The organism is Candidatus Bathyarchaeota archaeon (genome assembly GCA_026014725.1).
Classification (GTDB): Archaea; Thermoproteota; Bathyarchaeia; order Bathyarchaeales; family Bathycorpusculaceae; genus Bathycorpusculum.
The window spans coordinates 1-23,409 of sequence record JAOZHV010000010.1 but is presented as its reverse complement, the minus strand read 5'-3'; the positions used below and the strand labels follow the sequence as shown (position 1 = coordinate 23,409).

33 protein-coding genes and 3 tRNA genes are annotated in these 23,409 nt (G+C 43.8%); 19 read left to right on the top strand and 17 right to left on the bottom strand.

Annotation, left to right across the window (positions count from 1 at the left end; translation table 11 throughout):
* The first annotated feature begins 619 nt into the window (after positions 1 to 619).
* Genes NWE95_01735 through NWE95_01695 form a run of 9 tightly spaced genes read left to right on the top strand, consistent with a single transcriptional unit; the run spans position 620 to position 4,307 of the window.
* Entirely contained in the window at positions 620 to 1,009 is a 390-nt protein-coding gene (locus NWE95_01735; protein MCW4002621.1) for a hypothetical protein, read from the top strand.
* The gene (locus tag NWE95_01730) at positions 1,002 to 1,370 is read left to right on the top strand and encodes a hypothetical protein (protein ID MCW4002620.1); all 369 of its coding nucleotides are present in this window, start codon (positions 1,002 to 1,004) and stop codon (positions 1,368 to 1,370) included. The genes NWE95_01735 and NWE95_01730 overlap by 8 nt, the downstream gene beginning before the upstream one ends.
* The gene (locus NWE95_01725; protein ID MCW4002619.1) at positions 1,370 to 1,720 is read left to right on the top strand and encodes a hypothetical protein; all 351 of its coding nucleotides are present in this window, start codon (positions 1,370 to 1,372) and stop codon (positions 1,718 to 1,720) included. Before NWE95_01730 ends, NWE95_01725 begins: the two co-directional genes overlap by 1 nt.
* Positions 1,721 to 1,732: 12 nt before the next feature.
* Entirely contained in the window at positions 1,733 to 2,059 is a 327-nt protein-coding gene (locus NWE95_01720) for a hypothetical protein (GenBank protein MCW4002618.1), read from the top strand.
* Complete coding sequence (locus tag NWE95_01715; GenBank protein ID MCW4002617.1) at positions 2,056 to 2,463, top strand: LacI family DNA-binding transcriptional regulator; 408 nt, start codon at positions 2,056 to 2,058, stop codon at positions 2,461 to 2,463. The genes NWE95_01720 and NWE95_01715 overlap by 4 nt, the downstream gene beginning before the upstream one ends.
* Complete coding sequence (locus tag NWE95_01710) at positions 2,460 to 2,840, top strand: hypothetical protein (protein ID MCW4002616.1); 381 nt, start codon at positions 2,460 to 2,462, stop codon at positions 2,838 to 2,840. Before NWE95_01715 ends, NWE95_01710 begins: the two co-directional genes overlap by 4 nt.
* Before the next feature lie 3 nt (positions 2,841 to 2,843).
* Entirely contained in the window at positions 2,844 to 3,149 is a 306-nt protein-coding gene (locus NWE95_01705; protein MCW4002615.1) for a hypothetical protein, read from the top strand.
* A gap of 11 nt (positions 3,150 to 3,160) precedes the next feature.
* Positions 3,161 to 3,601, top strand: a complete 441-nt coding sequence (locus NWE95_01700) for a hypothetical protein (protein MCW4002614.1) — start codon at positions 3,161 to 3,163, stop codon at positions 3,599 to 3,601.
* Positions 3,558 to 4,307 carry a hypothetical protein gene (locus NWE95_01695; protein ID MCW4002613.1) on the top strand — a complete coding sequence of 250 codons (750 nt, stop codon included), beginning with the start codon at positions 3,558 to 3,560 and terminating at the stop codon, positions 4,305 to 4,307. Before NWE95_01700 ends, NWE95_01695 begins: the two co-directional genes overlap by 44 nt.
* 245 nt (positions 4,308 to 4,552) lie before the next feature.
* On the opposite strand, the gene purM is transcribed toward NWE95_01695, so the two are convergent.
* Together purM and NWE95_01685 are read right to left on the bottom strand one after the other, a co-directional pair.
* On the bottom strand, positions 4,553 to 5,635 hold the full coding sequence (gene purM, locus NWE95_01690) for a phosphoribosylformylglycinamidine cyclo-ligase (protein ID MCW4002612.1): 1,083 nt from the start codon (positions 5,633 to 5,635) through the stop codon (positions 4,553 to 4,555).
* Between the two features lie 83 nt (positions 5,636 to 5,718).
* On the bottom strand, positions 5,719 to 6,081 hold the full coding sequence (locus NWE95_01685; GenBank protein MCW4002611.1) for a response regulator: 363 nt from the start codon (positions 6,079 to 6,081) through the stop codon (positions 5,719 to 5,721).
* 209 nt (positions 6,082 to 6,290) lie between these two features.
* On the opposite strand from NWE95_01685, the gene NWE95_01680 reads away from it, so the two are divergent.
* Positions 6,291 to 6,363: transfer RNA gene (locus NWE95_01680), tRNA-Gly, on the top strand.
* A 9-nt stretch (positions 6,364 to 6,372) separates the two neighbouring features.
* Here NWE95_01680 and NWE95_01675 read toward each other — a convergent pair.
* Positions 6,373 to 7,287, bottom strand: coding sequence for a zinc dependent phospholipase C family protein (locus tag NWE95_01675; GenBank protein MCW4002610.1), 915 nt, complete (start codon positions 7,285 to 7,287; stop codon positions 6,373 to 6,375).
* A gap of 23 nt (positions 7,288 to 7,310) precedes the next feature.
* Positions 7,311 to 7,529, bottom strand: a complete 219-nt coding sequence (locus tag NWE95_01670; protein ID MCW4002609.1) for a hypothetical protein — start codon at positions 7,527 to 7,529, stop codon at positions 7,311 to 7,313.
* A 98-nt stretch (positions 7,530 to 7,627) separates the two neighbouring features.
* Here NWE95_01670 and NWE95_01665 point away from each other — a divergent pair, with 98 nt between their 5' ends.
* Complete coding sequence (locus tag NWE95_01665) at positions 7,628 to 8,038, top strand: hypothetical protein (GenBank protein MCW4002608.1); 411 nt, start codon at positions 7,628 to 7,630, stop codon at positions 8,036 to 8,038.
* Positions 8,039 to 8,043: 5 nt separating this feature from the next.
* Here NWE95_01665 and NWE95_01660 read toward each other — a convergent pair whose 3' ends face one another.
* A complete protein-coding gene (locus tag NWE95_01660; GenBank protein MCW4002607.1) occupies positions 8,044 to 8,580 on the bottom strand; it encodes a flavodoxin family protein in 537 nt (178 codons plus the stop codon).
* A 55-nt stretch (positions 8,581 to 8,635) separates the two neighbouring features.
* Positions 8,636 to 8,911 (bottom strand): acylphosphatase, encoded by a 276-nt coding sequence (locus NWE95_01655; protein ID MCW4002606.1) that lies wholly within the window; start codon positions 8,909 to 8,911, stop codon positions 8,636 to 8,638.
* Positions 8,912 to 9,034: 123 nt separating this feature from the next.
* On the opposite strand from NWE95_01655, the gene NWE95_01650 reads away from it, so the two are divergent.
* Positions 9,035 to 9,373: a hypothetical protein gene (locus NWE95_01650; protein ID MCW4002605.1), complete on the top strand. Its 339-nt coding sequence runs from the start codon at positions 9,035 to 9,037 to the stop codon at positions 9,371 to 9,373.
* Here the strand turns inward: NWE95_01650 and NWE95_01645 are convergent.
* Complete coding sequence (locus NWE95_01645) at positions 9,360 to 9,692, bottom strand: arcadin 1 (protein MCW4002604.1); 333 nt, start codon at positions 9,690 to 9,692, stop codon at positions 9,360 to 9,362. The two genes, NWE95_01650 and NWE95_01645, sit on opposite strands and share 14 nt — an antisense overlap.
* A 38-nt stretch (positions 9,693 to 9,730) precedes the next feature.
* Complete coding sequence (locus NWE95_01640) at positions 9,731 to 10,168, bottom strand: hypothetical protein (GenBank protein MCW4002603.1); 438 nt, start codon at positions 10,166 to 10,168, stop codon at positions 9,731 to 9,733.
* A gap of 341 nt (positions 10,169 to 10,509) precedes the next feature.
* Here NWE95_01640 and NWE95_01635 point away from each other — a divergent pair, with 341 nt between their 5' ends.
* Together NWE95_01635 and NWE95_01630 are read left to right on the top strand one after the other, a co-directional pair.
* Positions 10,510 to 11,109 (top strand): hypothetical protein, encoded by a 600-nt coding sequence (locus NWE95_01635; GenBank protein MCW4002602.1) that lies wholly within the window; start codon positions 10,510 to 10,512, stop codon positions 11,107 to 11,109.
* A 62-nt stretch (positions 11,110 to 11,171) separates the two neighbouring features.
* Entirely contained in the window at positions 11,172 to 11,510 is a 339-nt protein-coding gene (locus NWE95_01630; protein ID MCW4002601.1) for a zinc-ribbon domain-containing protein, read from the top strand.
* Here NWE95_01630 and NWE95_01625 read toward each other — a convergent pair.
* From NWE95_01625 to NWE95_01610, 4 genes are all read right to left on the bottom strand, one after another.
* Positions 11,507 to 12,211, bottom strand: coding sequence for a hypothetical protein (locus NWE95_01625; protein MCW4002600.1), 705 nt, complete (start codon positions 12,209 to 12,211; stop codon positions 11,507 to 11,509). The genes NWE95_01630 and NWE95_01625 overlap by 4 nt on opposite strands.
* 8 nt (positions 12,212 to 12,219) lie before the next feature.
* A complete protein-coding gene (locus NWE95_01620; GenBank protein ID MCW4002599.1) occupies positions 12,220 to 13,641 on the bottom strand; it encodes a B12-binding domain-containing radical SAM protein in 1,422 nt (473 codons plus the stop codon).
* 131 nt (positions 13,642 to 13,772) lie between these two features.
* Positions 13,773 to 13,991 carry a hypothetical protein gene (locus NWE95_01615; GenBank protein ID MCW4002598.1) on the bottom strand — a complete coding sequence of 73 codons (219 nt, stop codon included), beginning with the start codon at positions 13,989 to 13,991 and terminating at the stop codon, positions 13,773 to 13,775.
* 112 nt (positions 13,992 to 14,103) lie between these two features.
* Positions 14,104 to 15,021, bottom strand: a complete 918-nt coding sequence (locus NWE95_01610; protein MCW4002597.1) for an S-methyl-5-thioribose-1-phosphate isomerase — start codon at positions 15,019 to 15,021, stop codon at positions 14,104 to 14,106.
* A gap of 94 nt (positions 15,022 to 15,115) precedes the next feature.
* On the opposite strand from NWE95_01610, the gene NWE95_01605 reads away from it, so the two are divergent.
* Positions 15,116 to 16,255, top strand: coding sequence for a GH3 auxin-responsive promoter family protein (locus tag NWE95_01605; protein ID MCW4002596.1), 1,140 nt, complete (start codon positions 15,116 to 15,118; stop codon positions 16,253 to 16,255).
* Here the strand turns inward: NWE95_01605 and NWE95_01600 are convergent.
* Positions 16,252 to 16,662, bottom strand: coding sequence for a zinc ribbon domain-containing protein (locus NWE95_01600; GenBank protein MCW4002595.1), 411 nt, complete (start codon positions 16,660 to 16,662; stop codon positions 16,252 to 16,254). The genes NWE95_01605 and NWE95_01600 overlap by 4 nt on opposite strands.
* A 120-nt stretch (positions 16,663 to 16,782) precedes the next feature.
* On the opposite strand from NWE95_01600, the gene NWE95_01595 reads away from it, so the two are divergent.
* Positions 16,783 to 17,283: a hypothetical protein gene (locus NWE95_01595; GenBank protein MCW4002594.1), complete on the top strand. Its 501-nt coding sequence runs from the start codon at positions 16,783 to 16,785 to the stop codon at positions 17,281 to 17,283.
* Here the strand turns inward: NWE95_01595 and NWE95_01590 are convergent.
* The 3 genes from NWE95_01590 to NWE95_01580 form a co-directional block, all read right to left on the bottom strand.
* Positions 17,280 to 18,023 carry a glycosyltransferase family 2 protein gene (locus tag NWE95_01590; GenBank protein MCW4002593.1) on the bottom strand — a complete coding sequence of 248 codons (744 nt, stop codon included), beginning with the start codon at positions 18,021 to 18,023 and terminating at the stop codon, positions 17,280 to 17,282. The two genes, NWE95_01595 and NWE95_01590, sit on opposite strands and share 4 nt — an antisense overlap.
* Positions 18,023 to 19,711, bottom strand: a complete 1,689-nt coding sequence (locus NWE95_01585; GenBank protein ID MCW4002592.1) for a glycosyltransferase family 39 protein — start codon at positions 19,709 to 19,711, stop codon at positions 18,023 to 18,025. Before NWE95_01585 ends, NWE95_01590 begins: the two co-directional genes overlap by 1 nt.
* A gap of 107 nt (positions 19,712 to 19,818) precedes the next feature.
* The gene (locus NWE95_01580; protein ID MCW4002591.1) at positions 19,819 to 21,060 is read right to left on the bottom strand and encodes a hypothetical protein; all 1,242 of its coding nucleotides are present in this window, start codon (positions 21,058 to 21,060) and stop codon (positions 19,819 to 19,821) included.
* Between the two features lie 110 nt (positions 21,061 to 21,170).
* Between NWE95_01580 and NWE95_01575 the strand changes: the two genes are divergently transcribed.
* A complete protein-coding gene (locus NWE95_01575) occupies positions 21,171 to 21,596 on the top strand; it encodes a hypothetical protein (protein ID MCW4002590.1) in 426 nt (141 codons plus the stop codon).
* Positions 21,597 to 21,773: 177 nt separating this feature from the next.
* On the opposite strand, the gene NWE95_01570 is transcribed toward NWE95_01575, so the two are convergent.
* Positions 21,774 to 21,876: transfer RNA gene (locus NWE95_01570), tRNA-Thr, on the bottom strand.
* Between the two features lie 183 nt (positions 21,877 to 22,059).
* Between NWE95_01570 and NWE95_01565 the strand changes: the two genes are divergently transcribed.
* Both NWE95_01565 and NWE95_01560 read left to right on the top strand, forming a co-directional pair.
* Entirely contained in the window at positions 22,060 to 23,187 is a 1,128-nt protein-coding gene (locus NWE95_01565) for a hypothetical protein (GenBank protein MCW4002589.1), read from the top strand.
* Between the two features lie 121 nt (positions 23,188 to 23,308).
* Positions 23,309 to 23,396, top strand: a tRNA-Leu gene (locus NWE95_01560).
* Positions 23,397 to 23,409 lie beyond the last annotated feature (13 nt).

Below are 23,409 nucleotides of genomic sequence, written 5' to 3'. Positions count from 1 at the left end.
CTTTGTGTGAGAAATTTTGTTTTAATCCTGTCACAAGTCTGCTTGAGAGGGCGGCTGTATTTTGTTTTTGGAGCCGTTTTCTGCGACTGTTAGGTTGTGGGATATGCGGTTTCTTTCACAACTCCAACATGACTCAATGTTGAAGCGAACAAGTTGTGATTGTGAAAGCATGAATCGATTGCTGTTTTTCTCACAAGAACCAGCGAATAGCATTAATCAGCAAAATGCAAGTCAGGAAACCCCAGTCACTCCCTAATAAGCAATTCCACGACAAAAAAGAGCACAAAAAAACCAACTAAGCCTTACACCTAAACGAATTTTTGCCCTCTGTCATAACCCCCTCCCTTAGCCTAATTTAGTAGCTACAACAGTTTAACAACAACCTATAACTAAACCAAGCATACAAAATAGTACGAGTAGCTTGACCAATCATAAAAGAACACTATGACTGGCTTAACTTGTAAATTCCGGTAGCTAACAAGATCTACTTTTTTTGTTACTTTTTTTTATATGAATAGAAAACGTCGTTTACTTATATATTAAATGTGTGAATATTCAAAAAACTAGGAAAAAATAAATACTAGGACTAGCCCATATATGCAAGAGGGGCAAGCGAAAATTGTCAGATGAACTACAAACTCTAAAAAATATTGAAAACAAAATAAGTGAGTTGCTTAAATGGACTAAATTCGCTGGCATACAACAACTCAAGAATGTTTTAGTTCAAGCGTTAAGCGATGACGAGGCAGCTACACTTGCGTATGAACTATCTGATGGTTCACGGGGAATACGTGAAATAGCAAAACTTTCTGGAATTGGGAAATCAACCGTCGCTGCATATTGGCGTAAATGGAGCAAGATAGGCATTGTAGAACCCTCTAGCGTATATCAAGGGAGATGTCAGAGGATTTGTTCGCTGGAAGAGGTGGGAATACCAGTGCCATTTTTACCACAGCTATCTGAAGAAAAACAAGAGGAAGCTAAACAGGAGGTTGAGGTTGATGAGTGAAACAAACGAAATTTTGAAGGATATAAGAACCTATTTGCGGATAAGCGCCGCTAATGCATCACGGTCAATTGCTAAAACGACCATAGACACACTTGAAAAAGCCCAGGTTTACGAAAAACTTAGTGAAGGTAAGTCTCAAAGAAAAATCGAGGAAGAAACAAAAATTGCTCAAACAACCATCAGCAGCTGGGTGGGAAAATTTATTGAAGCCGGCCTAGTTAATCCGCAAGGTAAACCACTGTTCACCCTTCGAGAAATAGGCATAAACACTGCCGATCTTGCGCCAAAGAAAAGAAAAAACGAAGGCGAGAGAAGAGAAGAAATCTGTAAGTCCGGCATCGTTAGTGGAGAGTTAATCTGATGAGCGTTCAAATGGATGAGTTAATTGTGATAATGAAGGAAATACTGAAATGGACAAAATTTGCTGGAGCGAAAGAAGTACGTAACGTGCTGACAATAACTCTAGATACAGAGCAAAAACGATTGGTTTATCATTTGAGTGATGGCAATAACGGAACGCGGAAAATCGCTGAAATAGCGGATGTTTGTGATAAAACCGTTAGAAACTATTGGGAATCATGGTATCGACAAGGCATCGTAGACCCAATCAATGTTAAAGGTGGACAGCGGTTTAAAAAATCGTTTGCTTTGGAAGATTTTGGTATCGCTGTGCCGCCAACCCAAATAGAAGCCAAACGAAGGGAAGAATAAGGAGATAAATAAATGAGCGATATAGAGCTATTACAACAAATTTCAGATAAAATGGACAAACTGCTTAGGCTACAAGCACTAGAGTTCGTTAAGAATATTCCTGAAGAGCAACGAAAGATTGAGCTATTAGAATCACTCGGATTTAGACCAGTAGAAATTGCCAAGTTCCTAAACAAAACACCTGAAAACATAAATGTGGTATTAAGCGGTCTTAGAAAGAAAAAGAGTGAAAATAAAACAAAGCCCGCGGGTAAAGCAAAACCAAAAGATAGTACAAGCAATAAAGAGGATGCTATAGTACCAGTAAGCCAACCGAACGTGGAGGTAAGTAAGAAATGACCCCGCTAAATGAAGAGGCTACTGTTCTAAATGAATTAAAGAAAATATCAAAAATTCTCTTGCTCGCAAATTCTGAGCAATTAGACTGCGCGCTTGGAAAAATAGCTGACAATGATACGCGCAAAAAAATATGGGTATTAATTGATGGAAAACGGATGCCGAAAGATATTGCTGGACAAGTAGGCGTAAGCTTAGCGACTGTATCTCGTTTTCTCGACAGTGCGTCGGCAGCCGATTTGGTGATTTATGCTGCTAAATATCCTCCAGTAAAAAAGCTAGATTATGTTCCTTCCTCTTGGTTAGATCTAGTCTTTGGTAAAACAGAGGAGGAATTAGAGCAAAAGACTAGCAAAGACACGACGAAAAAAGATGAATCACCTGAAAATGGAGCGAAAAAGGCATGAACACTGATGAATCGGAGCAAACTCGTCTATTACGGGAAATCCTTAAGTGGATAAAATTCGCAGGTGCAAAAGAAGTTAAGACTATTCTCTTGTCTGCTCTGAATACCGAACAAAAACGGCTAGTTTATCATTTAAGCGACGGGACACGTGGAACAGTAGAGGTTGCCAAAATAGCAAAGGTCGGAAGTACAGGAACAATATTCGATATGTGGCAAACTTGGATCAAACAGGGCTTGGGAGAAAGTATTCCAGTGAAGGGTGGGTCAAGGTTCAAACGTTCATTTGATTTGGATGAATTTGGTATTCCCACTCCAGAGTATGCCCCCAAGCAAGAGGCAGAGGCATCAGTTAAGATTACCAGCGCAAAGGAGAGTTAAAGTATGCCTGAGAAGTCGGAAAAAGAACTATTGGACGATATCCTCAGGGTTCTTGAGGAGCAAAAATCGTTGTTTCTTATAGCGAACCAAGAAAATCTCTCAAAAGTTAAGCAAGGATTGTTGAAGGAAGGAACAGTTAAATCACAAATCTACGATTTATGTGATGGAACAAGAACCACTCAAGATCTAACACAAATTCTCAAGAAGCCACCTGAATACGTTGGGTCATATATTAGCATCCTTCGACGAGAAGGGTTGATTAAAACTGTACAAAAAAATGGTAAACAAGTTCATGAGCAAATATTCTAAAGGGTGATTAAATGCCTGAAACAGTTGATACAGCCAGAGAAATTGTTAACATAAAAAGAGATGTCCGAGAACTCAAACAAGCGCAGGAAGTTAGTGTACATTTAAACCGTGAAAAGTATGTACAACTAGTACGTGACGCCCTTGCAGGGAACCCTACAAGGATCAGGGTCTTTCTAGAGGTTGATGGGATAAAAAGTCGAAAAGAAATCCAAGAAAAAGTGGGTGGAAAGCAACCAACGGTTTGGCGTGCAATTGATCATTTAGAGAAAAATGGTTTGATATACCCTCTCGAAGAAACTAAAGGCGGTAGCCCAGTATACGCAAAGCACCAATGGGTTAAGACATTAAGAATAGATGATTATGTTCGAACGAACTTTTCAATAACGGAACCAACTAAGGCCTCTGAAGATGAATCCTCGACTAGAAATAGCGGTAACGAACAGAATCCTTAATCCCGTTCTATCGCACGGTTGGAAGGATTATGATAATTTTAGCGCAAAATTAGCGCGGTATATAATAAAACATAATCCGACATCCAAAAAAGAACTGGTCGATACAATTAAGGCCTTTGAGAACCACTTTTTTAACTTAAACACAATTGATGCAGATACACTCATCAGAGTCCTACCCCTCGACGATATAATTGATCTGTTGTCGGAACACCGGGAGGTTGGACCGCTAACATTTTCAGACATCTTCCCAGAGACAACATCAGTAACGATTGCTGAAGGTAAGAAGGCTATCGCAAACTTGGCAACTCTGCCAGAGGATAAGATACAAGAAGCACTAGTCGATTCTCTAAGAGAAAAAAGTGCAACTAATTGCAGAAATAGGGGTAAAGATACAGTGCTTGAAGTTGCTGATCTCGAACATTTTTCGGTATCTGTTAAGGGAAAATCGACGACTTTTTCGTGTGTTGTTAAAGGTTCTAAAAGCTTGGGTGGTTCAATTACTTTGGAAAAGATTGCGCATCAAGTTATGAAAGCTTACAACAGAACTCATCCACAGCATGTACTGGTAGTACTGGCCAGAAATTTAGCAGATTCGGTTACTTCAGATTTAATTGAATATGGTAAATCCGTAGGAAACGAAAACTTGGTAGTCCTTTGTGATCCTGTTGACTTATCGAGGTTTCTTAAAGCTAGAAAAATCGCCTAAAGCTTCTTTTTAGTGAAAAGGGCTAGTCTTTATTGGTTATATGTTATAAATATAAAATTAGGGTGTTTCCTTTCTAGGAAGCTGATAACCGTTTTTTGATCAAGCGGTCGCTGTTTGGGCTCCTGGAGAAATAATTGAAAGATGTGGTAGGGACTCGTGTTATTTTTAGTAGTTCGAGGATTAGTTCTCCCAGGATTTTTCTCTCCACTATAAAGGTAGTTTGGTTCTGGTGACAGCTTTGAGTCTTACGTTAAAACCATGTGTTTGTTTTGGTGGTGTATTTCGACGACTCTTTCTTTATCTGTGACTTTGCCGATTATCTTTGGGTTTGCGCTATCTTGTTCGAGCGTGTTCATGGCTTTGTCGATTTCTGTCTTGTCAACGATGATGCCGAAGCCCCAGCCCATGTTGAAGGTCTTGAACATTTCCTCGTCGGTTATTGTGTAGCCTAGTTCGGTTGCGGTTTTTTGGATTAAACCAAAAATCGGTTGGGGCTTGAAGTTGTTGAAGCTGAAGCCTATGTTTGGTGAGTATTTGGCGAGGTTGTTGAATTTCGTGTAGGCGTCGCCTGTTATGTGCACTGCGGCTTTGATTTTTACTTCTCGAGCCAACTTTAGCAGTGGCTTGACGTAGATTTTAGTTGGCTCCAAGACTTCCAGCGCCACTTCACGGTTCAAGGCTTCAGGAATGTCGGCGGCGTCGTATTTTCCGCCCCACTGTTTGAAAAGGATTTTTCGCGCCAAGGTGATGCCATTGCTGTGCACGCCGCTACTGGGTAATCCGATGATGGGGTCGCCGGGTTTGATGCCTTCACCTGTGATAATTTCTTGCTTTTCAACTTTGCCCACGCAGGAAACAACCATGTCAAATCCCGAGTTAGGGGTTAAGCCTTTGATGATTTCTGCTACGTCACCTGTTTCGCCGTTTACAACTGGGCACTCGGATGCCTCTGCGCCAGCTATTATGCCTTTTAGCCATGCATCTACCAGTTTTGGTTCGCTTGCGGTTGCGTGGATGTTGTCAGCTAAAGCCAGAGGCTTGGCTCCTGAACGGATTACGTCGTTGACAACCATTGCCACGGCGTCTATGCCGATTGTGTCATATTTGCCTGCGAGTTCAGCCACTAACACTTTGGTGCCGACCCCTTCGATTTCAAGGTCCAGAAAGGTGGTGTCGCTTATGGGGAAGAGGTTGCTGTATGGGAGGTGCATGATGCCGCCAAAGCCGATATGCCGATACGTTTCTTTGAGGGTCGTTAGTGCTTTTTTGGATTCGGCGCGTTGTTTGCGGTTGACGCCTGCATCTGTGTAGGTGTATTTTTTAGGCAAAGCTGTTGGCTCCTAAACGTATTATTCTTTGCTGGTTAGAAATAAATGATTATGCTTGTTTCTTACTAAAAACAGGTCGTGGTTTAGTTTTTGATTTTTTGCTCTATCGTTGCAAGAAGCTGTTGAGGTTTAACGGGTTTAAGAAGGTAAGCGTCGGCAGAGATTCCCTTCTTTGGCGCCATCGTCGGGAAACCTGTTATTATTATCTTTACCATTGATTCTCCGTGGTCATCCAGTTTTTCTAAAAGTTCAGCGCCGTTCATGTCTGGGAGGCAGACATCAATCAACGCTACATGGTACTTGTTGGCGTTGGCTTTTTGAATGGCTTGAGCGCCTGTTTGCGCTGTGTCTGTTTGGTAGCCGTTTTTTTGGAGAATTCTAGCAAAAGTTCTAGTAATATTTTCGTCGTCATCAATGATTAACACTGTTTTAGGGTGTTCACTCATTTGCTTTCCCTCAACTGTATATATGTTGTACAAGTATCCAACTGTCTATTTGTTGTACAGTTCACTCCCGAATAATTCGAGTCTTTACATATAAAGTGTATTACCAAATCGGAATACTCACCACGATTCAAAAAAATAATAAACCCTCTATATTCTTAGATAATCAATATATTGACCCGCGCTCAAAGAAACTTTAATTCTACATATACGCGGTCGTAGTCTAGCTCGGTAGGACTCCAGCTTCCCAAGCTGGCTACCCGGGTTCAAATCCCGGCGACCGCACTGTCCTAATCAAACGCAATTGCCGCGTTCGTGTTTTAAGCTTCTCTTGAAAACAATAGTTGTTGCCATAATTGTCAGCATAACTGTCACCGCCAAAATCGCAGGGAATTCGGGCACGAGTGGAGTCGGAGAAGGCGAGGGTGTTGCTTCTTGATAAAGCGTATGCAGGACATCAGCCACAGCGTTAACTGCCACGTTTAACGATTCCCCGCACCTAGCAACATAGGTTGGGTTGCTCCAGTTGTAATTGAGATTCATCCAAGTGCAATTCAAACCGCTGCTACCGCCAAAAGTCGTATCATAAGCAACCGCTAAAGCCGCATCATACGCAGAAACAGTCGCCAAGCCACCGTCAAACTGAAGGTATTGACCAAACCCGACATCGCCGTACGATTCGGTTCTGCGGTCAACATAGTTTTCATAATTTGTGTGCGTACTGCTGTTTTCGGCGCCCCAATCAGTACTTGCACCCATAACGTGCCCAAACACGGCAACATCAGCAATGTAGTGGGTCATTATTCCAGCCGTTTTGGCAGCGTTAGCGTAATCTTGGGCTTGCAAAAAACTCAAAGCTGAAGCGTACAGCATGCTTGCTCTGTGCGCCGAAGCATTATCCACTAGTGCGCCTGAAGCGGAGTAGTAGATGTGGTGTTTTGTTGTGTCTCCAATGCCGTCTGGGGCTTGATTGTTGTCTGGGAGTTCTGTGCCATACAGGTAAACGGCAAGATTATCGACTATGTATTGTTTCTCTTGTGCTGGCAGAAAATCCAAGGCGTGCTCAGCAATCCAATCGTGAGTTCCATAAACGGGCGCATTTGGGTCAGCTGAGTAGCCGCCGTTGCTCCAGCACAAAGCCTGCTCTCCGCCCAATAGTAAAACGGCTATGCACAGGGTTAGAAGGATGACTGGTTTTGTTAACCTCAAATTACAGTTTACCATTTGCTTTTTTATTGTAGCGCTGTAACCTTAAATGCCTTATCAGAGCAGCCGCCGCTTTCCCAAAACCATGGCATCCGCTTGTAGAGTTTTTGTAGTTTAGTGCAGGGCGCTGTGGGTTTCTTGAGCATTGGTCGAAAAATCGGTTGCCGTTTTTCTAGAGGTGGATGGAGGAGGCTAAACACACAAAAACCAACCCGCCACGCAACCCACAGGTTGATGTTGTACATAACAAACCCTTTTTCAACAACTACTACAAGAAAACAAGCCTCAAATAATTTAATAAGCCTCAAAGAGTTATCTAACAGTTTGAGAGGGGAAGCATCAAGTGAGCACCGACAAAGAAAAAATCAACCAACTCTTAGAAAGAGTTGACGAAATCGTCACCGTTCTAAACCAAATATCAACAGATTTGCGTTCAGTCTCCGCATCACTAAAATCGCTTGCCGTAGGACAAATCGCACAACCCACACCCCAAACGCCCGCAACGCCAACTGCAACCACCCTAGCGCCAAGTTCAAAGCAAAGGTCAATAGACGATATACGCATGTCATTTCCCGAAGAACTAGAAACCCGCTTAGGCTTCGAAGATAAAGGCGATTACATCATAATCAAACCCAAACAGTTCTTGGGCTCAGAAAACTTTGCCAAAATCGCCTCAGCAGTCCGCGGCATGGGCGGCGAATACATTAGTGCTGGGAAAGACTCGCATTTTAGGGTGCCAAAGAAAAAAGCCTAACACTGCTACTGAAGGCTTTTTCCGATTTCAAACGCTTCCTTCAACACTTGGGGTTGAGTCATCACTTCTGCTCGCTCTGAAGCGGTAGGCAAAATTACACTAACTAAGTCCATCTCCAAATACCTAAAAGATAACTTAAACATGCCAACAGTCAGATTACAAGCGTCTGCTCCTTCCTCGGAGGGAACAACCAAAACAGCCCGCTTACCCCGCAGCTTCTTAGAAACAATAAATGGTCGTAACCTATCGACAAACAGCTTCATTTTCGCTGAGGGACCATACCAGTAGAGCGGTGTACCAAAAACTATGACATCCGCTTGTTCTAGTTTAGGGTAAAGCTCTTGCATGCCATCCTTGAGCACACATTGATAGGAACCTTTTTTGCAGCCTCTGCAATCTACACAGGGCTCAACGTCTACATTGTAGAGGTAAACCTTCTCCGTTTCATGATTGTTCTTGCTTGCGCCATCTAGAATAGTAGATACAAGCGAGTCAGTGTTGCTTGCTTTTCGGGGACTCCCAACTAAACCCAGAATCTTCATGGCCCTCTCTATAGGCAAATTATAGATTTTAACTTAGCCGTTAACTAACAAGGATTTAGTAAACTATATCGAAACTATGGAATTCATCCTTGAAAGTTTCCCACTCAACAGAGACATCGGTTACCAAAGCACCCTTTGGGCCCTCACTGCAGAAATCCACGAGCGCTTTAACGGCTGATTCCTCGCCTTCAAAAATTGCTTCAACTCTTCCATCATCAAGATTGCGAACCCAACCGTTTACGCCTAAACTGCGAGCTTGCTGTTTGGTTTTTTGTCTAAAGAAGACGCCTTGAACTCTGCCTCTAACAAAGACATGCGCGCGGGTTTGCATGGTTAAAATCTTGTTTTTGCGGTTTATGAGGTTTTCACTTTAACTGACCCCTCTATTGTGTGGCAGTGTTGCTTGTTGGCTTGTTTTAAATTGGTTTTCGGTTGATTGGTGTTTGTGGTAGACATGTTTAAGGGTAATAACGTTGGGAAATTGATGGTTTATGCTTCTAGGGGTCTTCCGAGTAAGAAGCGGTTGGAGTCTGTTCGTGCTGCGGCTCGGGAAACTGCTAAGCGGTTGAATTTGGATTTTGAGTTGGTGCGGTTTGAGAGGGCTGCTTCGCCGATATACGTGTATTATGAAGAAGGTGAGGGGGAGCCTATTCCGTTGTATTGTGATGAGGGAAAAATGTCTGATTTAGAGCAGATTTGCAGCACATTGCGGAACATGATGTTTGTGCTGTCTTTCCACCCCAAGCATTCAGCGTTGCGGCAGATGCGCAGTGAGTTGCTCAAATTTTCCTAAAATGAATTGACTGGTTTTCGAGGGCAACCTCGTAAACTTGATTCACGTCAAAGGTTATGCCTAGACTGTCGTATTCGTGTTCCGTTAGGAAGAGGATTATTTTTGGTGTTGCCATTTGGGTGCGTTGGGGCAAAAAAGGCATTTGTTGCTGGAGTGCTTGCATGATGTCTTGTGCCATTTTCATTTCTTCGGATTGTGGTCTTAAAACGTAGGGGTTAACTTCTCGCTCTTCGAGGAGTTCGATTCTTTTTCCTAGGTTGCCGTCTAAATCGCGGGTTGATTCGATTTTGTTGACTCTAACTCGGAACAAGCATTTCACGCTCTCTCTATTGCATAGGCAGTCACAGATTTAATCCTTTACACAAGCTGCATGGCGGTTTGCTTGTCAAGGTATCTTCCTAACCTAAAACGGTGCAGAGAACCAAGAGTTTTAGCTAGTTCCTCTTTGGATGCTGGGTTGGTGATTTCTTTTAGGTTGTTGAATCTTATGAATGTCATCATGTCTCTGCCGTCTACAAAGGCTTTGTACTCTTCGATTGAGTTAAAGCAGCTTTCATCGCCGAATTTCTCCCATAGGTCTAAGTAGTTTCCTTTTAGGCGCTCGACAAAGTCTGCGGCGCCTAGGATTTGGCTTTTTTTGGTGACGTAGAAGAGGAGTTGTTGGGTTTGTTTTGGGGCGACTTGGCTTTTGCGTATGAATACGTGTGTTTGGATGGTGTTTTTGTTTCTTTTGCAGAGGCGGTTCCAGTATTTTTCGTCTACTGTTAGGATGTAAGCGTAACGTTCATTTGTCATCTTTTGTGCTTCCTTGTATGGTATTGGTTTTGTTTTGGAGATAACGTTTTCGATGGCTTGTTTTTTTGGTAGTTGTTGTGTGTGACCCCCTTCTCCCCTTACAGCAACAAGTGGCTGGTTGTGTGTTTTGGTTTGTGTTTGTGGTTTGGGTTGCTTGCTGGTTGTGGACGCAGTACCAGCTGTTTTTTGAGAGTCTGCTGATACTAATTAATTGCAAAATGCCCCGTCTTTGTTACCTTAGGATAAGAGTAGCTTAGTCAAGAATTTTTGACTTAGTTTAGTCAAGAAATCTTTATCAGAAGTCTCTTATAGCAAAGCAATCTTTGAGATTATTGTGTGCTATGACTAACAAATCAACGGCAACAATAGCAGTCGTATTGTTACTTGTTTCTTTAGCTGGTTTGCAAGCTGTTGAGCTAGCAGAAGCTAATCCTCTCAGTTCCTATTTTAAAAACGAGCCTATACTTGGGATTTCCTCTCCTGTTTCTCGCCATTCAGCCCATTCGTCCTACTCCAACCCAGTTCTCTGCCCAAAGCCAAGTTTCAATATTTCATTTTTTTATGAACTGCCGAAGAATTTTACTCAAATAGATTCCTTCTCATATAAGATAGATGACAACCCGCCTAATTCACTGAATTTCACAATAGAGGATGGCTTTTTTAACTATACAAAATATTCAGTTTGCGAGCCAGTTGATAATTTAAGTGATGGTATCTATAACCTCAAGGTATATGCTCTTTTTGTAAATGGAACAACTTGGCAAGTCATGGATTCCACCGTAAAAATAGGCACTGTAACGACAAACCCGCTTTTTTCATTGCCTGTTGCTTCTGTGATATTGATGATCTTCGTTTTATCTGCTATGATTTTCTATGGTAGGACCTTTATTAAAAATATTAAGCGAAACTTGCTAACAAGCAAGCAGGTTGACCATCCCTAGTTCTTCTGCAACCGCAAATCTTAAAACTAAATCCAAGTTAACTCATATTTGAGAGGATTCTAATGGTTTACTGTAGTAAATGCGGCACCCAAAACCCCGACGACAGTGTTCATTGCACAAACTGTGGCGCTCCACTCTACAGTGTAGGCGAACGCTACCGAGGAAGCGACAGAGAACACTACCGTAAAGTGGAAAGCGAATGTTTTGGCTTGCCGAACGGCGGCGCGATTGTAGGACTCGTTATCGGCGTCCTCATAATCTTTTTCGGGTTAAACTTGTTCTTGCAGGCAACCTACGGCATATCAATCGACTTCTGGCCACTTATCATTATTATTTTCGGTGTACTTCTCGTGGTTGGAGCGCTTTATCGATATAGAAGATATGGCGGGCGTCGCTCTTAGTTCCCAACCTTAATGCAGTGTCCACAAGCCACACAAGTCCGCTTATTGTTCCATTCGGAGAGCAAAATCCTAAACCACAGCATAAAGATAATCAAACCTAGCACATACAAATCAACCAGCAAACTCTGCCCAGCCAAATCCGCAACAATCAAGCTAACGCATGAACCAACCACAAACAGGGCATTCGCGCCCACTTTGACATAGCCTTTCATCCTTATTTGAGCTAATCCAACAAGCATTAACACTTCTCCAGCTACTAACACCCAAAGGCTTCCAGTCCCCCAATCAAAAAACCCAAAAGAAAACAAAACTATCCCCACCACGGCAACTATCGCCCCTATCAACAAGCCAGTGCATGCAGCGCACCGCACTGAACCCCTGAGTGTAATTCGGTTTGCCGAGAACTCTTCGCAGTCTGGATGATGCCCCTTAAGTTGTATTTCTGAAGCAGATGTTTTGTTTGAGCCAAAAGTAGCGTTTGGTTTTTGGAACATCAAGCGGCACTTGCTCGGATAAAAGACGGCAATCACACCTGCAACGCAGATTACACCATACAAAGCGGATATGAGTGGGCGACGAAAAGGCAACTGGTCTGCGTGCAGGTTAGGCTGAAGCAAAAGAATCGGGGTAAGCGCTAACCCAAAAACCGAAACAACCACAAGAAACAGCAAGAAGAACTTAGAAATTTCAGTTTTCACCAAGTTATCTCCTAAAACAGGGATTTTATCTTGCCCAAAACTCCCGACATTAACATGTGCCAGTACGTGCGCCGCTTCATCGGTCTACTCGAAAACAACCCGCCCAATCGCCTGCCCCAGTGACCGTAGAAGTCACGGTAACAGCCATAAAGCTCCTCTTGCACCTGCTTGGTTGAAAGCGTTTCAGTTGGCATGATGGCGTGAATCATGTCATAGTGGCTCCAGTTTTGGTCCTCAATCCACCCGTTGCGCTCTGCCTCGGCGTAAACTTCTGTGCCTGGAAAAGGCGTTAAGATGCCAAACATTATGAAGTCAGGGTCTAAGTCGTTAGCAAACTCTCGAAGCTGAAGTATGGATTGGTGAGTTTCTTTGCGGTTGCCGATAATGACCATTGCGTGGGCGAAGATGCCGTTGTCACGTAGAAGCCGCACTGCCGTCTTTGCATCATTAGGCGTGATGCCTTTCTTGAAGTAATCCAGCGTGGCAGGACTCGAATTCTCCACCCCAAGCAGCACCCAGCTCAACCCAGACTTAGCCAACAATGGCAGTGTGTCTTTGTTGCGGATTATGTCGTCGCATCGAGCCTGAACAAACCAAGACACATCAGGCAACTGTTTAGCGATGATTTCTTCAGCAATTTCTTTTGGACGTTGACCAGCACCAAAATTGTCATCAGTCAACCAAATCATCTCACTTCCAAACTCCCGACTACAATACGCCATTTCATCCGCAATTCGCTTGGCGGTTTTGAGTCGCCAGCATGCTTGCCAGTGACGCCACTGAGTACAGAAGGTGCATTGATGGTTGCATCCGCGAGCGCCTTCGATTAGAGCATATGGCGCCCTTTTACCCGACATAGCCGAAAAATGATATTTGTGCATATTGCCTTTGACAAGATGGTAGCCTGGATATGGCAAATCCTCCAAGTCTGCAATCAAAGGTCTAGCTGGATTATGTGTGATTTCTGTGCCGTTCCTAAAGGAGATGCCTTGAATGTTTTGGAACCCTGCTCCCTGTTGGTGCGCGCTTACTAATTCAGCTAGGGTTTGTTCTCCCTCGTTACGGACGATGGCGTCGATTTCTGGGTAGCGCTGGAGGCTGTCTTGGGCTGTTGCGGTGAAGTGTTGCCCGCCTGTAACTGTGAGCGCTTTTGGAGCCATGCGTTTAGCAGTTTCAAGAGTTTTCACGACAGCATAAGCGTTGCAGGTAGCCAAAGAAGCACAAGCCACCACATCGGGGTTAAAAGCGGCAATGCGCTCCTCCATCTTCTTCCAATCGACCCTCTCGGCGTTGCAATCTAAAATTTGTATTTCGACGTTTTTCACGGTTTTTTCCAGATAGGCGGCGAGTTGGATGATGCCGTAAGGCGGTGGCAGGTATTCGCCCATGACAAACCATATGTCTTTCGGCGGCTCGATAAACAGGACTCTCAAAGCGGTCTCCCTAACCACTGATTGGGTTATTTTGCTTATTAGATTGCCGTTGATTCCTGGGTTGGGAACGCCAAATACAAATTAAATTTCACTCTTGAAAATAAAAAAAAGAAAAAGAGGAAGCTATTTGCTTAGAAGCCGCTACCGTCTGGTATTCCGTGGCCTGAATTGGGTGCTGGGCCCCTTCCAGGACTATTTTGATTTTCCCTGTTAGGTTGGTCAAATCCGCTTCCGTCTGGGATGCAGTCACCGGAATTAGGCGCTGGTCCAACACTGTTTGCTGCTGATGCAACACCGCAAATCATGCTAGCCAAAATTAGTAACGACAAAGCGATGCAGACTTTTTTCATTTATTTTCCTCCATTAGGCTAACTGTTGGAAAAGTTTGATTTAAGGGACATTATGAAATAAGCGTTCCAAAGCTGAAACACGAGTTTGAAGTTAAAGAAATTTTGAGCAGTTTTAGAAAACCCACGGGTACTTTTCACGCATAACCTGCACTATGATTTGCGGCGAGATTATGCCTTCTTCACAGATTAACCCATGAATGTACCTGTTTCGGGTAACATCGAAAGCGGGATTGCGAACTATAAGTTTAGCTGGTGCATCGCTCCAAACCTCTGCTGGGGTTCTCTGCTCGATTCTTTCGCACTCGCCGCCAAGCGTTTCTGGGTTAAACTTGAGCAGTTCCGAAACCACATAGAAGGGCACTCTGGCTTCATGCGCTAAAACCGCGAGTCCGCTGGTGCCAATTTTGTTGACTACATTGCCCTCTGAGGTGATGGCGTCAGCGCCCACGATAACAATGTCAGCGCTGTCCATGAAGGTTCGTGCGGCTGAGTCAACAATAAAAGTGGTTTCAACGCCAAGCTCTACCATTTCGCGCGCTGTTATTCTCCCCTGAAAAGCAGGACGTGTCTCTGTACAGATAACCTTGAAGTTTTTGCCTTCTGCTTTGGCTTTGGCAAGCAAGCGAGTCACAGTTGAAGAGTGGCAGTGCGTGAACACTACGGTGCCGTCGCGGATGCGTTTAGCTCCTATTTCGGCTATGCGTTCTCTTGAAGTAGCCAAATCTGCAAGAAATTGGCTGGCGGCAGAAACAACCGTTTGGCTTAACTTTGCTACTTTTTCAGTGTCCGCGTTCTGGGCTTGCACTATTAGGTAATGCATGGCATTGCGCATCAACGGCTCAGTTTCCCGTGTTGCCGCGAGGATTTTTTGTGCTTCTTTTAGTTCTGCTAGGAATTGGGTTTTGGTTTTTGCCTTTGACTGTTTTGCAAGCATTTGCATCGCTTGAACTGCGGCTATGGCGACGTTTCTTGCGCCTTGAACTTGCAGTTTTTTGATTCGTTCCGCTGTTTCCCTAACATTTTCTCCCATAAACACTCAACCTTAAAGACGTAAATCCTGCGCAGTTCTATTTTATTTGTGGAGAAGCATATAAGCAAATTCATAACACACGTTAGTGAACGCTATGTTGCCTGACCAAGACAGCATCAACAGCATCCTGCAACCGTATGTTCAGCCATGGTACGACTCCATAGAGAACCCAGCCAAAGCACAGGAAAAAGTTTTAGCTGAACTGCTGCAAAAATACGGCGCAACCGAGTATGGCAAAAACCACCACGCAACAAACATAAAAAGCATAGCTGATTATCAGGCAAACTTTCCCATAATCAACTATTCAGGATTAGTCCCGTACCTTGCGCAGGTAAGAGAAAGCAATTACAAGGCGTTTTTGCCTGAACCACCCGTGTGCTGGGTTATGACGCGGGGCTCAACGGGAAAATCCAAAGTGTTGCCTGCAACTCAAACGCACCTCAAACAGATTTTCGGCTGCGGCGCAAGAGCACTGATAAACTACGCAATCAAAAACAAAAATTACGAGGTCTTTTTAGGAGTAATTCTTAACTTGAATTTTCCCTCCTCCGTTCACACAATGAACTGCGACGGCAAAGAAGTCACTTACGGCTACAGTTCAGGCACCTACGCGCGGCTTAACCCCATGTTTGACAGAGTGAGCCTTCTGCCGCGTCAAGAAGACATTGACGCTTTAGGCTGCGGCATCGGCAGAAAAGATTGGGCTCAAAGGTTTGAGCTTGTTTATCAGCAGGCGCTCAAAGAGAACGTTACTGCGACCATGGGCGTGACGCCAGTGATTCTCTCTTTTGCCAAGTATGTTCTGCGTAAGCACGGCAAAAAACCAGTTGACCTATGGAAACCCAAAGCGCTCTTCTGTACCAGCGTGCGCAAAATCCAATTCAAGTACGGGCCAATCTTAAAAAAATACTACGGCAACGTGCCCATAGTGGAAATGTACACGGCGACCGAAGGTGTTTTCGCTCAGCAACTAGACGATTTACCCTACATAACACCCAATTATGACGCATACTTTTTCGAGGTTGCGACGGGCAAGGGTGTGAAAATGCTTCATGAGCTTAAGCGCGGCGAGTGGGGCAGATTGCTTTTGTCTTCTTGCATGTTTCCGCGTTATGATATTAGCGACTTGATTGAGGCGGCGGGCAAAAACTATTTTCGAGTGTTCGGAAGAAACACGGCTCTAACGCTTTTGGAGCATAGGCTTTATCGTCTATTTTTAGGCTGGCTACTTTAACGCGGTTGTGGGGAGCGCCTACGTGCAATGAGCGCTACGTAGATGGCGCCAATGATGATGATTACTCCGATGATTAGCAGCATAACAGCCCAGCTTTCTCCCGAAGTGTAGAAACCAGTGAACCGCAACAGAGAGAAAAGCCCCAACGTGATGAGGATTAAGCCGCCGATTAAAAAGCCCAAAAAGCCCTGCTCGCCCTTCTCGTTTTTTTCTCTTTTTTCAGGTTCTTCTTCCTTCTCTCTTTTCTCCTGCTTCTCATTCTTTTCTGATTTTTCGTCCCTTGGTCGATACTGAGGGGCAGGGGGTGCTTGACTTGGCGGGGGCGCACCTTTTAGGGATGCTCCGCAACGTGGGCAGAACACCATTGTTTCGTCAACTTTATTGCCACATTTTGGACAATACGACATACTAATTCTACCTAGTTACACTTTATCTGCTCTGAGTATTTAAAACATGCACTTGCGGCACCAGAGAGAAAGATATATGTGTCCACCGTTCCATAGACGAATTGGAGAAAGGCACTTATTGTGACAATAGACCGGCATGCGTTAACAGAAAAGAAAAAAGAGAGCTTGTTCACTGCCATATACATAGGTTCACTCTTCATAATACTTGCCACAGTTTACTTCGTCAACCTGCCCAACAGCCTCTGGGATAGTGTCATTAACTTCTTTGGCACCCTAACTCTCTCTGACATCCCTGGCACCTCAATACCCTTGCCAGCACCAGTCAATCCAGCCGCCCACATGATTCTCTACAATGCTGTTTTCCAGTTTGCAATAGGCTTAGGCATTGTAGAAATCATAATCTTGGCACTTAGGATATTCTTGAATTCTCCTGTTTCACGTAAAGCTGAAACGGTTGAAAACATCGTGTTCTGGCTGGGCGCAAGCTACTTGATAGCTACTTACCTTGTAAACATGACTATACCCAGCGAGTGGTTCGTATTTTGGGCTGGAATAATACTCATTTTCGGCTTATCCTTGGTGGCTAGAGCCTTTGTTATCTTAGCCAACCGATACGCCTAAACCTTTTTCCGCTTTAGTTTCCACCAAAGCGAAACTACTTGCCGAAACATGCTCCATGAATCCTTAACCATATTCACCTTGGTGCCCTTGCCGCTTTTCCACTCCACCGCAAACTCCTTCACCTTAAACCCTTTCTTTTGCGCCCGCACAAGAATCTCTGTATCCCAAAACCAATGCGTCGCCTCAATTTCGCCAAGCAACTGCATAAGCGGTTCTCGTTTGAACGCTTTAAAGCCACACTGATGGTCACGGAGCTTGGAGCCAAGCATGCGCCTCACAAAAAAATTGTAAGATTTGGAACTCAGCCTTCGGCGAAAAGTGCGTTCAGCCTTGCTTTCGGGAAGCATCCTAGAGCCAGTTGAAAAATCAAAACCTTCCACTGTAATGGCTTCGATAAGAGGTTTTAGGTATTTGAGGTCGGTGGCTAAGTCCAAATCCATGTAAACCAAAACCGTGCCGCTGCTCTGCCGAAAGGCGTTGTTGAGTGCGGTTCCTCGTCCAAGCCGCTGTTCCCTGTGAATGTGCCTAACGAACGTAAACGTCTGGGCTAACTGGGCTGCTTTTTTGTCTGTGCCGTCTGTGCTGCCGTCCTCAGCAATAACTATTTCATAAGTACAACCCAGTTCCTCAAGCGATTGGCTTATTTTTGTTACAGCTGGCTCCAAAAAATCCACTTCGTTGTAAGCTGGCAAAACAACTGAAACCTGCACCGAAACGTTTGGAACTATCGCTTGTGTCATTAGAACAACCAACTGCCGCCCCACTTCAAGCTGTCAATGGTTGAAATCGGCGTCGGCACGCCCGAGATGACAGGATAGAACAGGACAAACAGAGCTACTACGAGTGCGAAGTAGGCTACTGCTAACAGTTTGACCCATTTATTACTCCAGTACTTGCTAATCAGGAACGCTAAAGCCACGCACATTAGAGGCACACACGGGTAGAAGTGGTAGATGAACAGTACACGACTTATCAGTGCGTTGGGGAGCCACTGGAAAAAGAACAAAACAACAAGGAAAGCAATCGGCATCTCTATTTTAAAGGACACGTTTTTTGTTGTATGCTTGATTAACGACCACAAGTACCTGCCTATGGGTTGAAGAAGTTGCTTTAGAAAGATAACTGTGATACTTAGTATTGCGCCAAAGCCGACCCACCAAACCGCTGGATTGCCCAACACCACAATAGTCGACTTAGTAAGTCCATCTGGAAAAGATGCACTTTGAAGCCAGAGCGGAGTATGTACGTTGGGGTTTAAGGGATCGAAGAGTAGCGGCCAACTGTACCATGGTGAAGAGAAAGAATGCGTCGCAGTTAAACCCGAATGATAACTGTACATGGCGCCCTGTAGCCCTAAGACATCAAGGAATGACCTGCCTGCAACCATGTCTGGAATATACGTCAAAAAGTAAACGCCGATGGCTATTAAAACGAAAGCCACAACTTGAGAGTACGGACGGTCAACAAAACCGTACACTTTAGCAGAAAAGCCTTCGAGTTTTCTAACTTCATTAAGCCGCATGACAAATAGAATGAATAATGCGCCAATGAAGCCGTAGAGCACAAGCCACTTTGACGCAAAAGCTAAACCGAAGAATATGAAAGCCAAAAGCAAGGGCAGAGTGCTTGTTTTCCAGCCGTCTTTAAACACGTTCTTTAGGTAAATGAAGAAGAACAGTTGATAAGCTACCGTGAAGAATACCACGTACGTGTCAGCGGTTCCCATCCGCCCCATAGTGAAATGCATAAAATCAAACGTTATCAAAAACGCCGCTGTGAAGCCGCCAATCCATGTGCCAATCAACTCTTTCCCAAGCAAATAAACCAACGCAATCATCAACATAGCAAAGATTACTCCCATAATTCGCCACCCGAACGGATTAAAGCCGAAAGCCACGATGCCAGCGGCTTGGATGAGTTTTCCAAGCGGTGGATGCGTCCATTCATAAGGCAACTGCCTATTCAAGTACTGCTCTGCCGTTCGAACAAAATAAATCTCGTCAAAGTAAGTCTGCGACATGTAGTCGAAGGGGTACTGAACCAAACTTTGCTCATCAGCGACCTTGTTAAGGTCAGGATTCCCTCCACTAAGTTCGTGTATTGACTGGATTGGGATTTGCTGGTCATTTTGGCTTATGACTGCTATTTCAGCGATAATCGTGCTGTAGCCTGAACTGCCAAAGTCAATTTTCACGTACTGTGTGCTCTGCCAAAAACTAACTTCCTGCCACTTGTAATACTCCTCGGACCACTGCTGGTTATTGTACGGTTTAGTACTGTTAGTTGCCGCTTCCTGCTGCCAATTGCCCGGCGCCCCCGGCGTAACGGTAACGTTGAACGCTCCATACTTTATCAGAATAGCCACGGCTTTTATGTTGCTGGTTGCGCCGAGGTCAAAGTAGAAGCTTTGTCCACTCGCAAACTGCACGGTGCTGGTTGGTGCTTGAGTTAAGCCGAGGTTTGGTGTAGCTATAGAGAAGAAAACTATGCAAAGTAAAACGATGGTTAGCAGGTCTATTTTGGTGATTTTTAGGTTTATTTTGCCTCACCTGTTTGTTTTTCGTTTAACACGGGGGCTTTTTTGAGCCAGTTTCTGCCTCTTAATTCATCCCACAGCAGTATGATAGCATACAAAAGCATGATCAAGTTAATAACGCCTACCACCAAAACCACCGGGTCACCTGTTAGATTAGGGCCAGCATTGGGATAATAGACGTTGAGCCAGTAGAGAACGTAAGCTTGATTGATTAGAAGTGTCCCTGTTAAAACCGCATAAAAGGGACGCGCTTTTTTGATTAGCGGAAAAATTAACGCTAAAGTACCCATGGCTGGAAACATGTACCGTTCATGAATCCTTGTCGGAAGCATAAAGAAAGCAAAGAAAAGCATGAACGCTGCAAAAATTGCCAGCCAATCACCTGAAACATGAAAACGCTTATGCAACACAAACAAGGTAAAAGCGGTAACCGCGCCGAACAATGCCCAGCCCACAATGTAGAGGTATCCATCGGGTGCCCACATCGCGAACATGCCCCACAAATTAAAAGCGTTAATTGAAGTGAACGCGTAGCCACCATACGCTCCAAAGTAGATATCACTCAGGAAAGTAACAGGATTGCTCCATTCAAAAGGCAAAATGACCAAGAACACAGTCGCAGTGAACGCAAGCACCGAAAACAGCAAACGCTTCAAACCGCTTTTCTTAAAAATCAAGAAAACAATAAGCGGCAATAGAGCAATGCTCTGCGGTTTAGTTAAAAGCCCAAGTGCAAAGGTTACGGCGGAGAGTTCAGGTTTATCTCTAAGCGCAAGCATGAGCGAAACTATGAGGAAGAAGGTGTAGACTGCGTCGAATTGACCCCAAACCGCCGTGTTGTAGATTACAGCTGGGTTGAACGTGTAAAGCACCGTTGCCAGTATGGCATACTTGAAACTTGCTTGTTTTCTAATAAAGAAGAAGATTAGTCCTGCTGTGGCTAAATCAAAAAGGTTCGGCACCAGCTTAACCATAGCTGCCATACTAACGCTCGTTGCGTTTGCCAAGGAGCCAAACGCCCAAAAGATGTAGACATTGAAGGGTGGATAATCAGCCCATCCAGCCGCAGTATAAAATGGTCTTATACCATGCTGTGCAGCAGTGTTGAACCAGTAGATGAAGTCTCCAGTATCAATAGGGTAACCTTGTGCAGGAAACAGCAGAGCCCTGATCAGGAAGGAAACAGAAAGCACTAAAGCTAAGATGATTATCTCGCGTCTTGGAAACGAGAAGCTAACCATGTTTCCCCCTGCTCAACTTACTCGCAATCATGGAATAAGAAGCTTTTTCCAAAACCGACATTGTCTTTCCAAAAAATTTTAATTTTAAAACGTAACCTCAGTATGTCATTATGGAAAATGCCGCTTGTTTCAAAGATAGAGCTGGATGGAAAACATGGCTTGAACAGAACCATGATAAAGAAAGTAATGTTTGGTTAGTGTTTTACAAGAAACAATCAGGAAAAAAAGGAATACGTCTAGAAGAAGCTGTGGAAGAAGCCATATGCTTCGGTTGGATAGATGGGAAGCTAAAAAGAGTTGATGATGAGAGGTTCATTTTACGTTTTTCGAGACGAAAAGCAAATAGTGCATGGTCAAAGATAAACAAGGAAAGAGCCGAGAGGCTGATTAAATCAGGAAGAATGACCCCTGCAGGGTTAGCTAAGATAGAGGAAGCAAAAAAGACTGGTCTTTGGGATAGTGCTTATACAAACAAAACCAAAGAGGTTCTTCCTTTAGATTTGAAAGAGGCTTTAATGAAGGACAACAAAGCATGAATAATTTCAAAAACTTTGCAAACAGTTATCAGAATATGTACATTGGATGGGTTTATAATGCCAAGACTGCTGAAACTCGTGCGAAGAGAGTGAAGAAAATCGTGGAGCAGTCACTTAAAAACAAAAAGTTGATTTCTACTTGATAAATTCCGCCTTAAGTTGAGAGCTAAAAATTAATGGAGCCTCCGGCGGGATTTGGACCCGCGACCATTACCTCACTGGGATTGGCTTTAAACCAACCTTACCAAGGTAACGCCCCACCGGGCTAGGCTACGGAGGCAACTTGTGGTTCTTCTGTCAAACAACATACGATAGTAAATAAAGAGCTTACGGTCAAACTGCTTCATTAATACGAGAAACCACCATTTGTAGGGCAAAAGGGTTTCTGTGGTTGTGGGCGCCTTTGTGTGGAAAAACATTTATCTTTGGTTGCCAAGCCATGTGGCAGACAAAAGGTGACTAAATGGTGACAACGCTGCAATATGTACGAACGGGTTTTCCTACTTTAGATAAAATTTTACATCCGGGTATAATTACGCCTTCATGCATTAGTGTTAGCGGAAAGTTCAGTCTCAACCAACGTAACTTCCTGCTTCAATTAACGCATAATTTTTTACGAAGTGACCGTAAAGGCTTGTACATTTGTTTAGACCACTCTGCATCGGAGATAAAACAGTATTTCAAACAAATTAAACTAGACATTACTCCTTATGCCGATAATTATGGTTTGTTTTTCATAGATTTTTTCTCTTACAACCAAGAAAAATCAAAGCGACGAAAAATAAAATATAACCCCCGCGTGCTGTTGGAAAAGATTAGTTCTTTTTTGGATTGGATAAAAAATGGCTTTATCATCATCGATTCGCTTTCCACCTTAATCCTAAATATGGATACGAATGAAGCCCATGCCTTCATAAGTGGACTTAAACTGTTTGGCAGAACGTTCAACCTGATAATAATCGGAGTTAGCCACGCGCCCTTAGCGGATTTGGATATGGCAGTTTCAACTTGTGATGGAAACCTTCACTTTAAAGGCGAAACGTTGACTGTGGATTTTTTTGAACAAGCAAGCCGCGCGTTTCTTTTGCTTTCAAAGGATAAGGACGGCAAAGTCATCTTAAAACCATCCTCGATTAGTGAAATGGAAAGTACAAATTCGTTTCTGTCTCTGCTATCAGACTCGGAAGTTCTCAGAATTACGCCGATGTTGGGTTTGGTTGCCTCACCTGAAGCTGATTGGTGTTTAGTTGAGGATTTGCCTGAAAAATTAAAGGTGCTTGAAGAAGAAAAGTCAGTTAAAAAGACGCCGTATTGTTCCAGTGTGCACTGTACCAAGTGCGGTTCTGTGGCGCTTGAGTTTTATTTGCAATGTCCTGAATGTGGAAATCGTTTGCTTGACAGAGGAGAAATAAATGGTTATTGTTGTGGTAACGGGCATTTGTTTTCGGTTCCGCGGATAGTTTTTGTTTGCCCCCAATGCGGAGAGCAGTTTGGTTTAAGTGAGGCTAAACTGGAAAAACAATATATCTATGAGTTGGATGAGAAAGTGAAACTTCAGGTGTCAAAGGATAGTTGTGAACTAGTGTTTTGAGCCGTTAACAATAAGGCTGTTTCTTAATGGCTTTTTAGCTGTGAAGCTGGTCTTTGTTTTTGGTTTTGTGCAGGTTAAATAAATATTAGGCAGGACGTTATTTTTCTTTGAATACCGCTATGCAGGGGTCTCCAAGCCAGGTCAACGGAGTAGGGCTTAGGACCCTATCGCGTAGGCGTTCGTGGGTTCGAATCCCACCCCCTGCACCATATATAAATAAAC

Excerpts from the sequence above, each read along its gene's own strand:
- NWE95_01695 (MCW4002613.1), top strand. The coding sequence starts at position 3,558 with ATGAATCCTCGACTAGAAATAGCGGTAACGAACAGAATCCTTAATCCC.
- NWE95_01575 (MCW4002590.1), top strand. The coding sequence starts at position 21,171 with ATGGAAAATGCCGCTTGTTTCAAAGATAGAGCTGGATGGAAAACATGG.
- NWE95_01635 (MCW4002602.1), top strand. The coding sequence starts at position 10,510 with ATGACTAACAAATCAACGGCAACAATAGCAGTCGTATTGTTACTTGTT.
- NWE95_01615 (MCW4002598.1), bottom strand. The coding sequence starts at position 13,991 with ATGAAAAAAGTCTGCATCGCTTTGTCGTTACTAATTTTGGCTAGCATG.
- NWE95_01710 (MCW4002616.1), top strand. The coding sequence starts at position 2,460 with ATGAACACTGATGAATCGGAGCAAACTCGTCTATTACGGGAAATCCTT.
- NWE95_01605 (MCW4002596.1), top strand. The coding sequence starts at position 15,116 with ATGTTGCCTGACCAAGACAGCATCAACAGCATCCTGCAACCGTATGTT.
- NWE95_01670 (MCW4002609.1), bottom strand. The coding sequence starts at position 7,529 with ATGTACAACATCAACCTGTGGGTTGCGTGGCGGGTTGGTTTTTGTGTG.
- NWE95_01655 (MCW4002606.1), bottom strand. The coding sequence starts at position 8,911 with ATGCAAACCCGCGCGCATGTCTTTGTTAGAGGCAGAGTTCAAGGCGTC.
- NWE95_01565 (MCW4002589.1), top strand. The coding sequence starts at position 22,060 with ATGGTGACAACGCTGCAATATGTACGAACGGGTTTTCCTACTTTAGAT.
- NWE95_01630 (MCW4002601.1), top strand. The coding sequence starts at position 11,172 with ATGGTTTACTGTAGTAAATGCGGCACCCAAAACCCCGACGACAGTGTT.
- NWE95_01700 (MCW4002614.1), top strand. The coding sequence starts at position 3,161 with ATGCCTGAAACAGTTGATACAGCCAGAGAAATTGTTAACATAAAAAGA.
- NWE95_01580 (MCW4002591.1), bottom strand. The coding sequence starts at position 21,060 with ATGGTTAGCTTCTCGTTTCCAAGACGCGAGATAATCATCTTAGCTTTA.
- NWE95_01640 (MCW4002603.1), bottom strand. The coding sequence starts at position 10,168 with ATGACAAATGAACGTTACGCTTACATCCTAACAGTAGACGAAAAATAC.
- NWE95_01685 (MCW4002611.1), bottom strand. The coding sequence starts at position 6,081 with ATGAGTGAACACCCTAAAACAGTGTTAATCATTGATGACGACGAAAAT.
- NWE95_01715 (MCW4002617.1), top strand. The coding sequence starts at position 2,056 with ATGACCCCGCTAAATGAAGAGGCTACTGTTCTAAATGAATTAAAGAAA.
- NWE95_01600 (MCW4002595.1), bottom strand. The coding sequence starts at position 16,662 with ATGTCGTATTGTCCAAAATGTGGCAATAAAGTTGACGAAACAATGGTG.
- NWE95_01660 (MCW4002607.1), bottom strand. The coding sequence starts at position 8,580 with ATGAAGATTCTGGGTTTAGTTGGGAGTCCCCGAAAAGCAAGCAACACT.
- NWE95_01720 (MCW4002618.1), top strand. The coding sequence starts at position 1,733 with ATGAGCGATATAGAGCTATTACAACAAATTTCAGATAAAATGGACAAA.
- NWE95_01650 (MCW4002605.1), top strand. The coding sequence starts at position 9,035 with ATGTTTAAGGGTAATAACGTTGGGAAATTGATGGTTTATGCTTCTAGG.
- NWE95_01705 (MCW4002615.1), top strand. The coding sequence starts at position 2,844 with ATGCCTGAGAAGTCGGAAAAAGAACTATTGGACGATATCCTCAGGGTT.
- NWE95_01725 (MCW4002619.1), top strand. The coding sequence starts at position 1,370 with ATGAGCGTTCAAATGGATGAGTTAATTGTGATAATGAAGGAAATACTG.
- NWE95_01590 (MCW4002593.1), bottom strand. The coding sequence starts at position 18,023 with ATGACACAAGCGATAGTTCCAAACGTTTCGGTGCAGGTTTCAGTTGTT.
- NWE95_01730 (MCW4002620.1), top strand. The coding sequence starts at position 1,002 with ATGAGTGAAACAAACGAAATTTTGAAGGATATAAGAACCTATTTGCGG.
- NWE95_01610 (MCW4002597.1), bottom strand. The coding sequence starts at position 15,021 with ATGGGAGAAAATGTTAGGGAAACAGCGGAACGAATCAAAAAACTGCAA.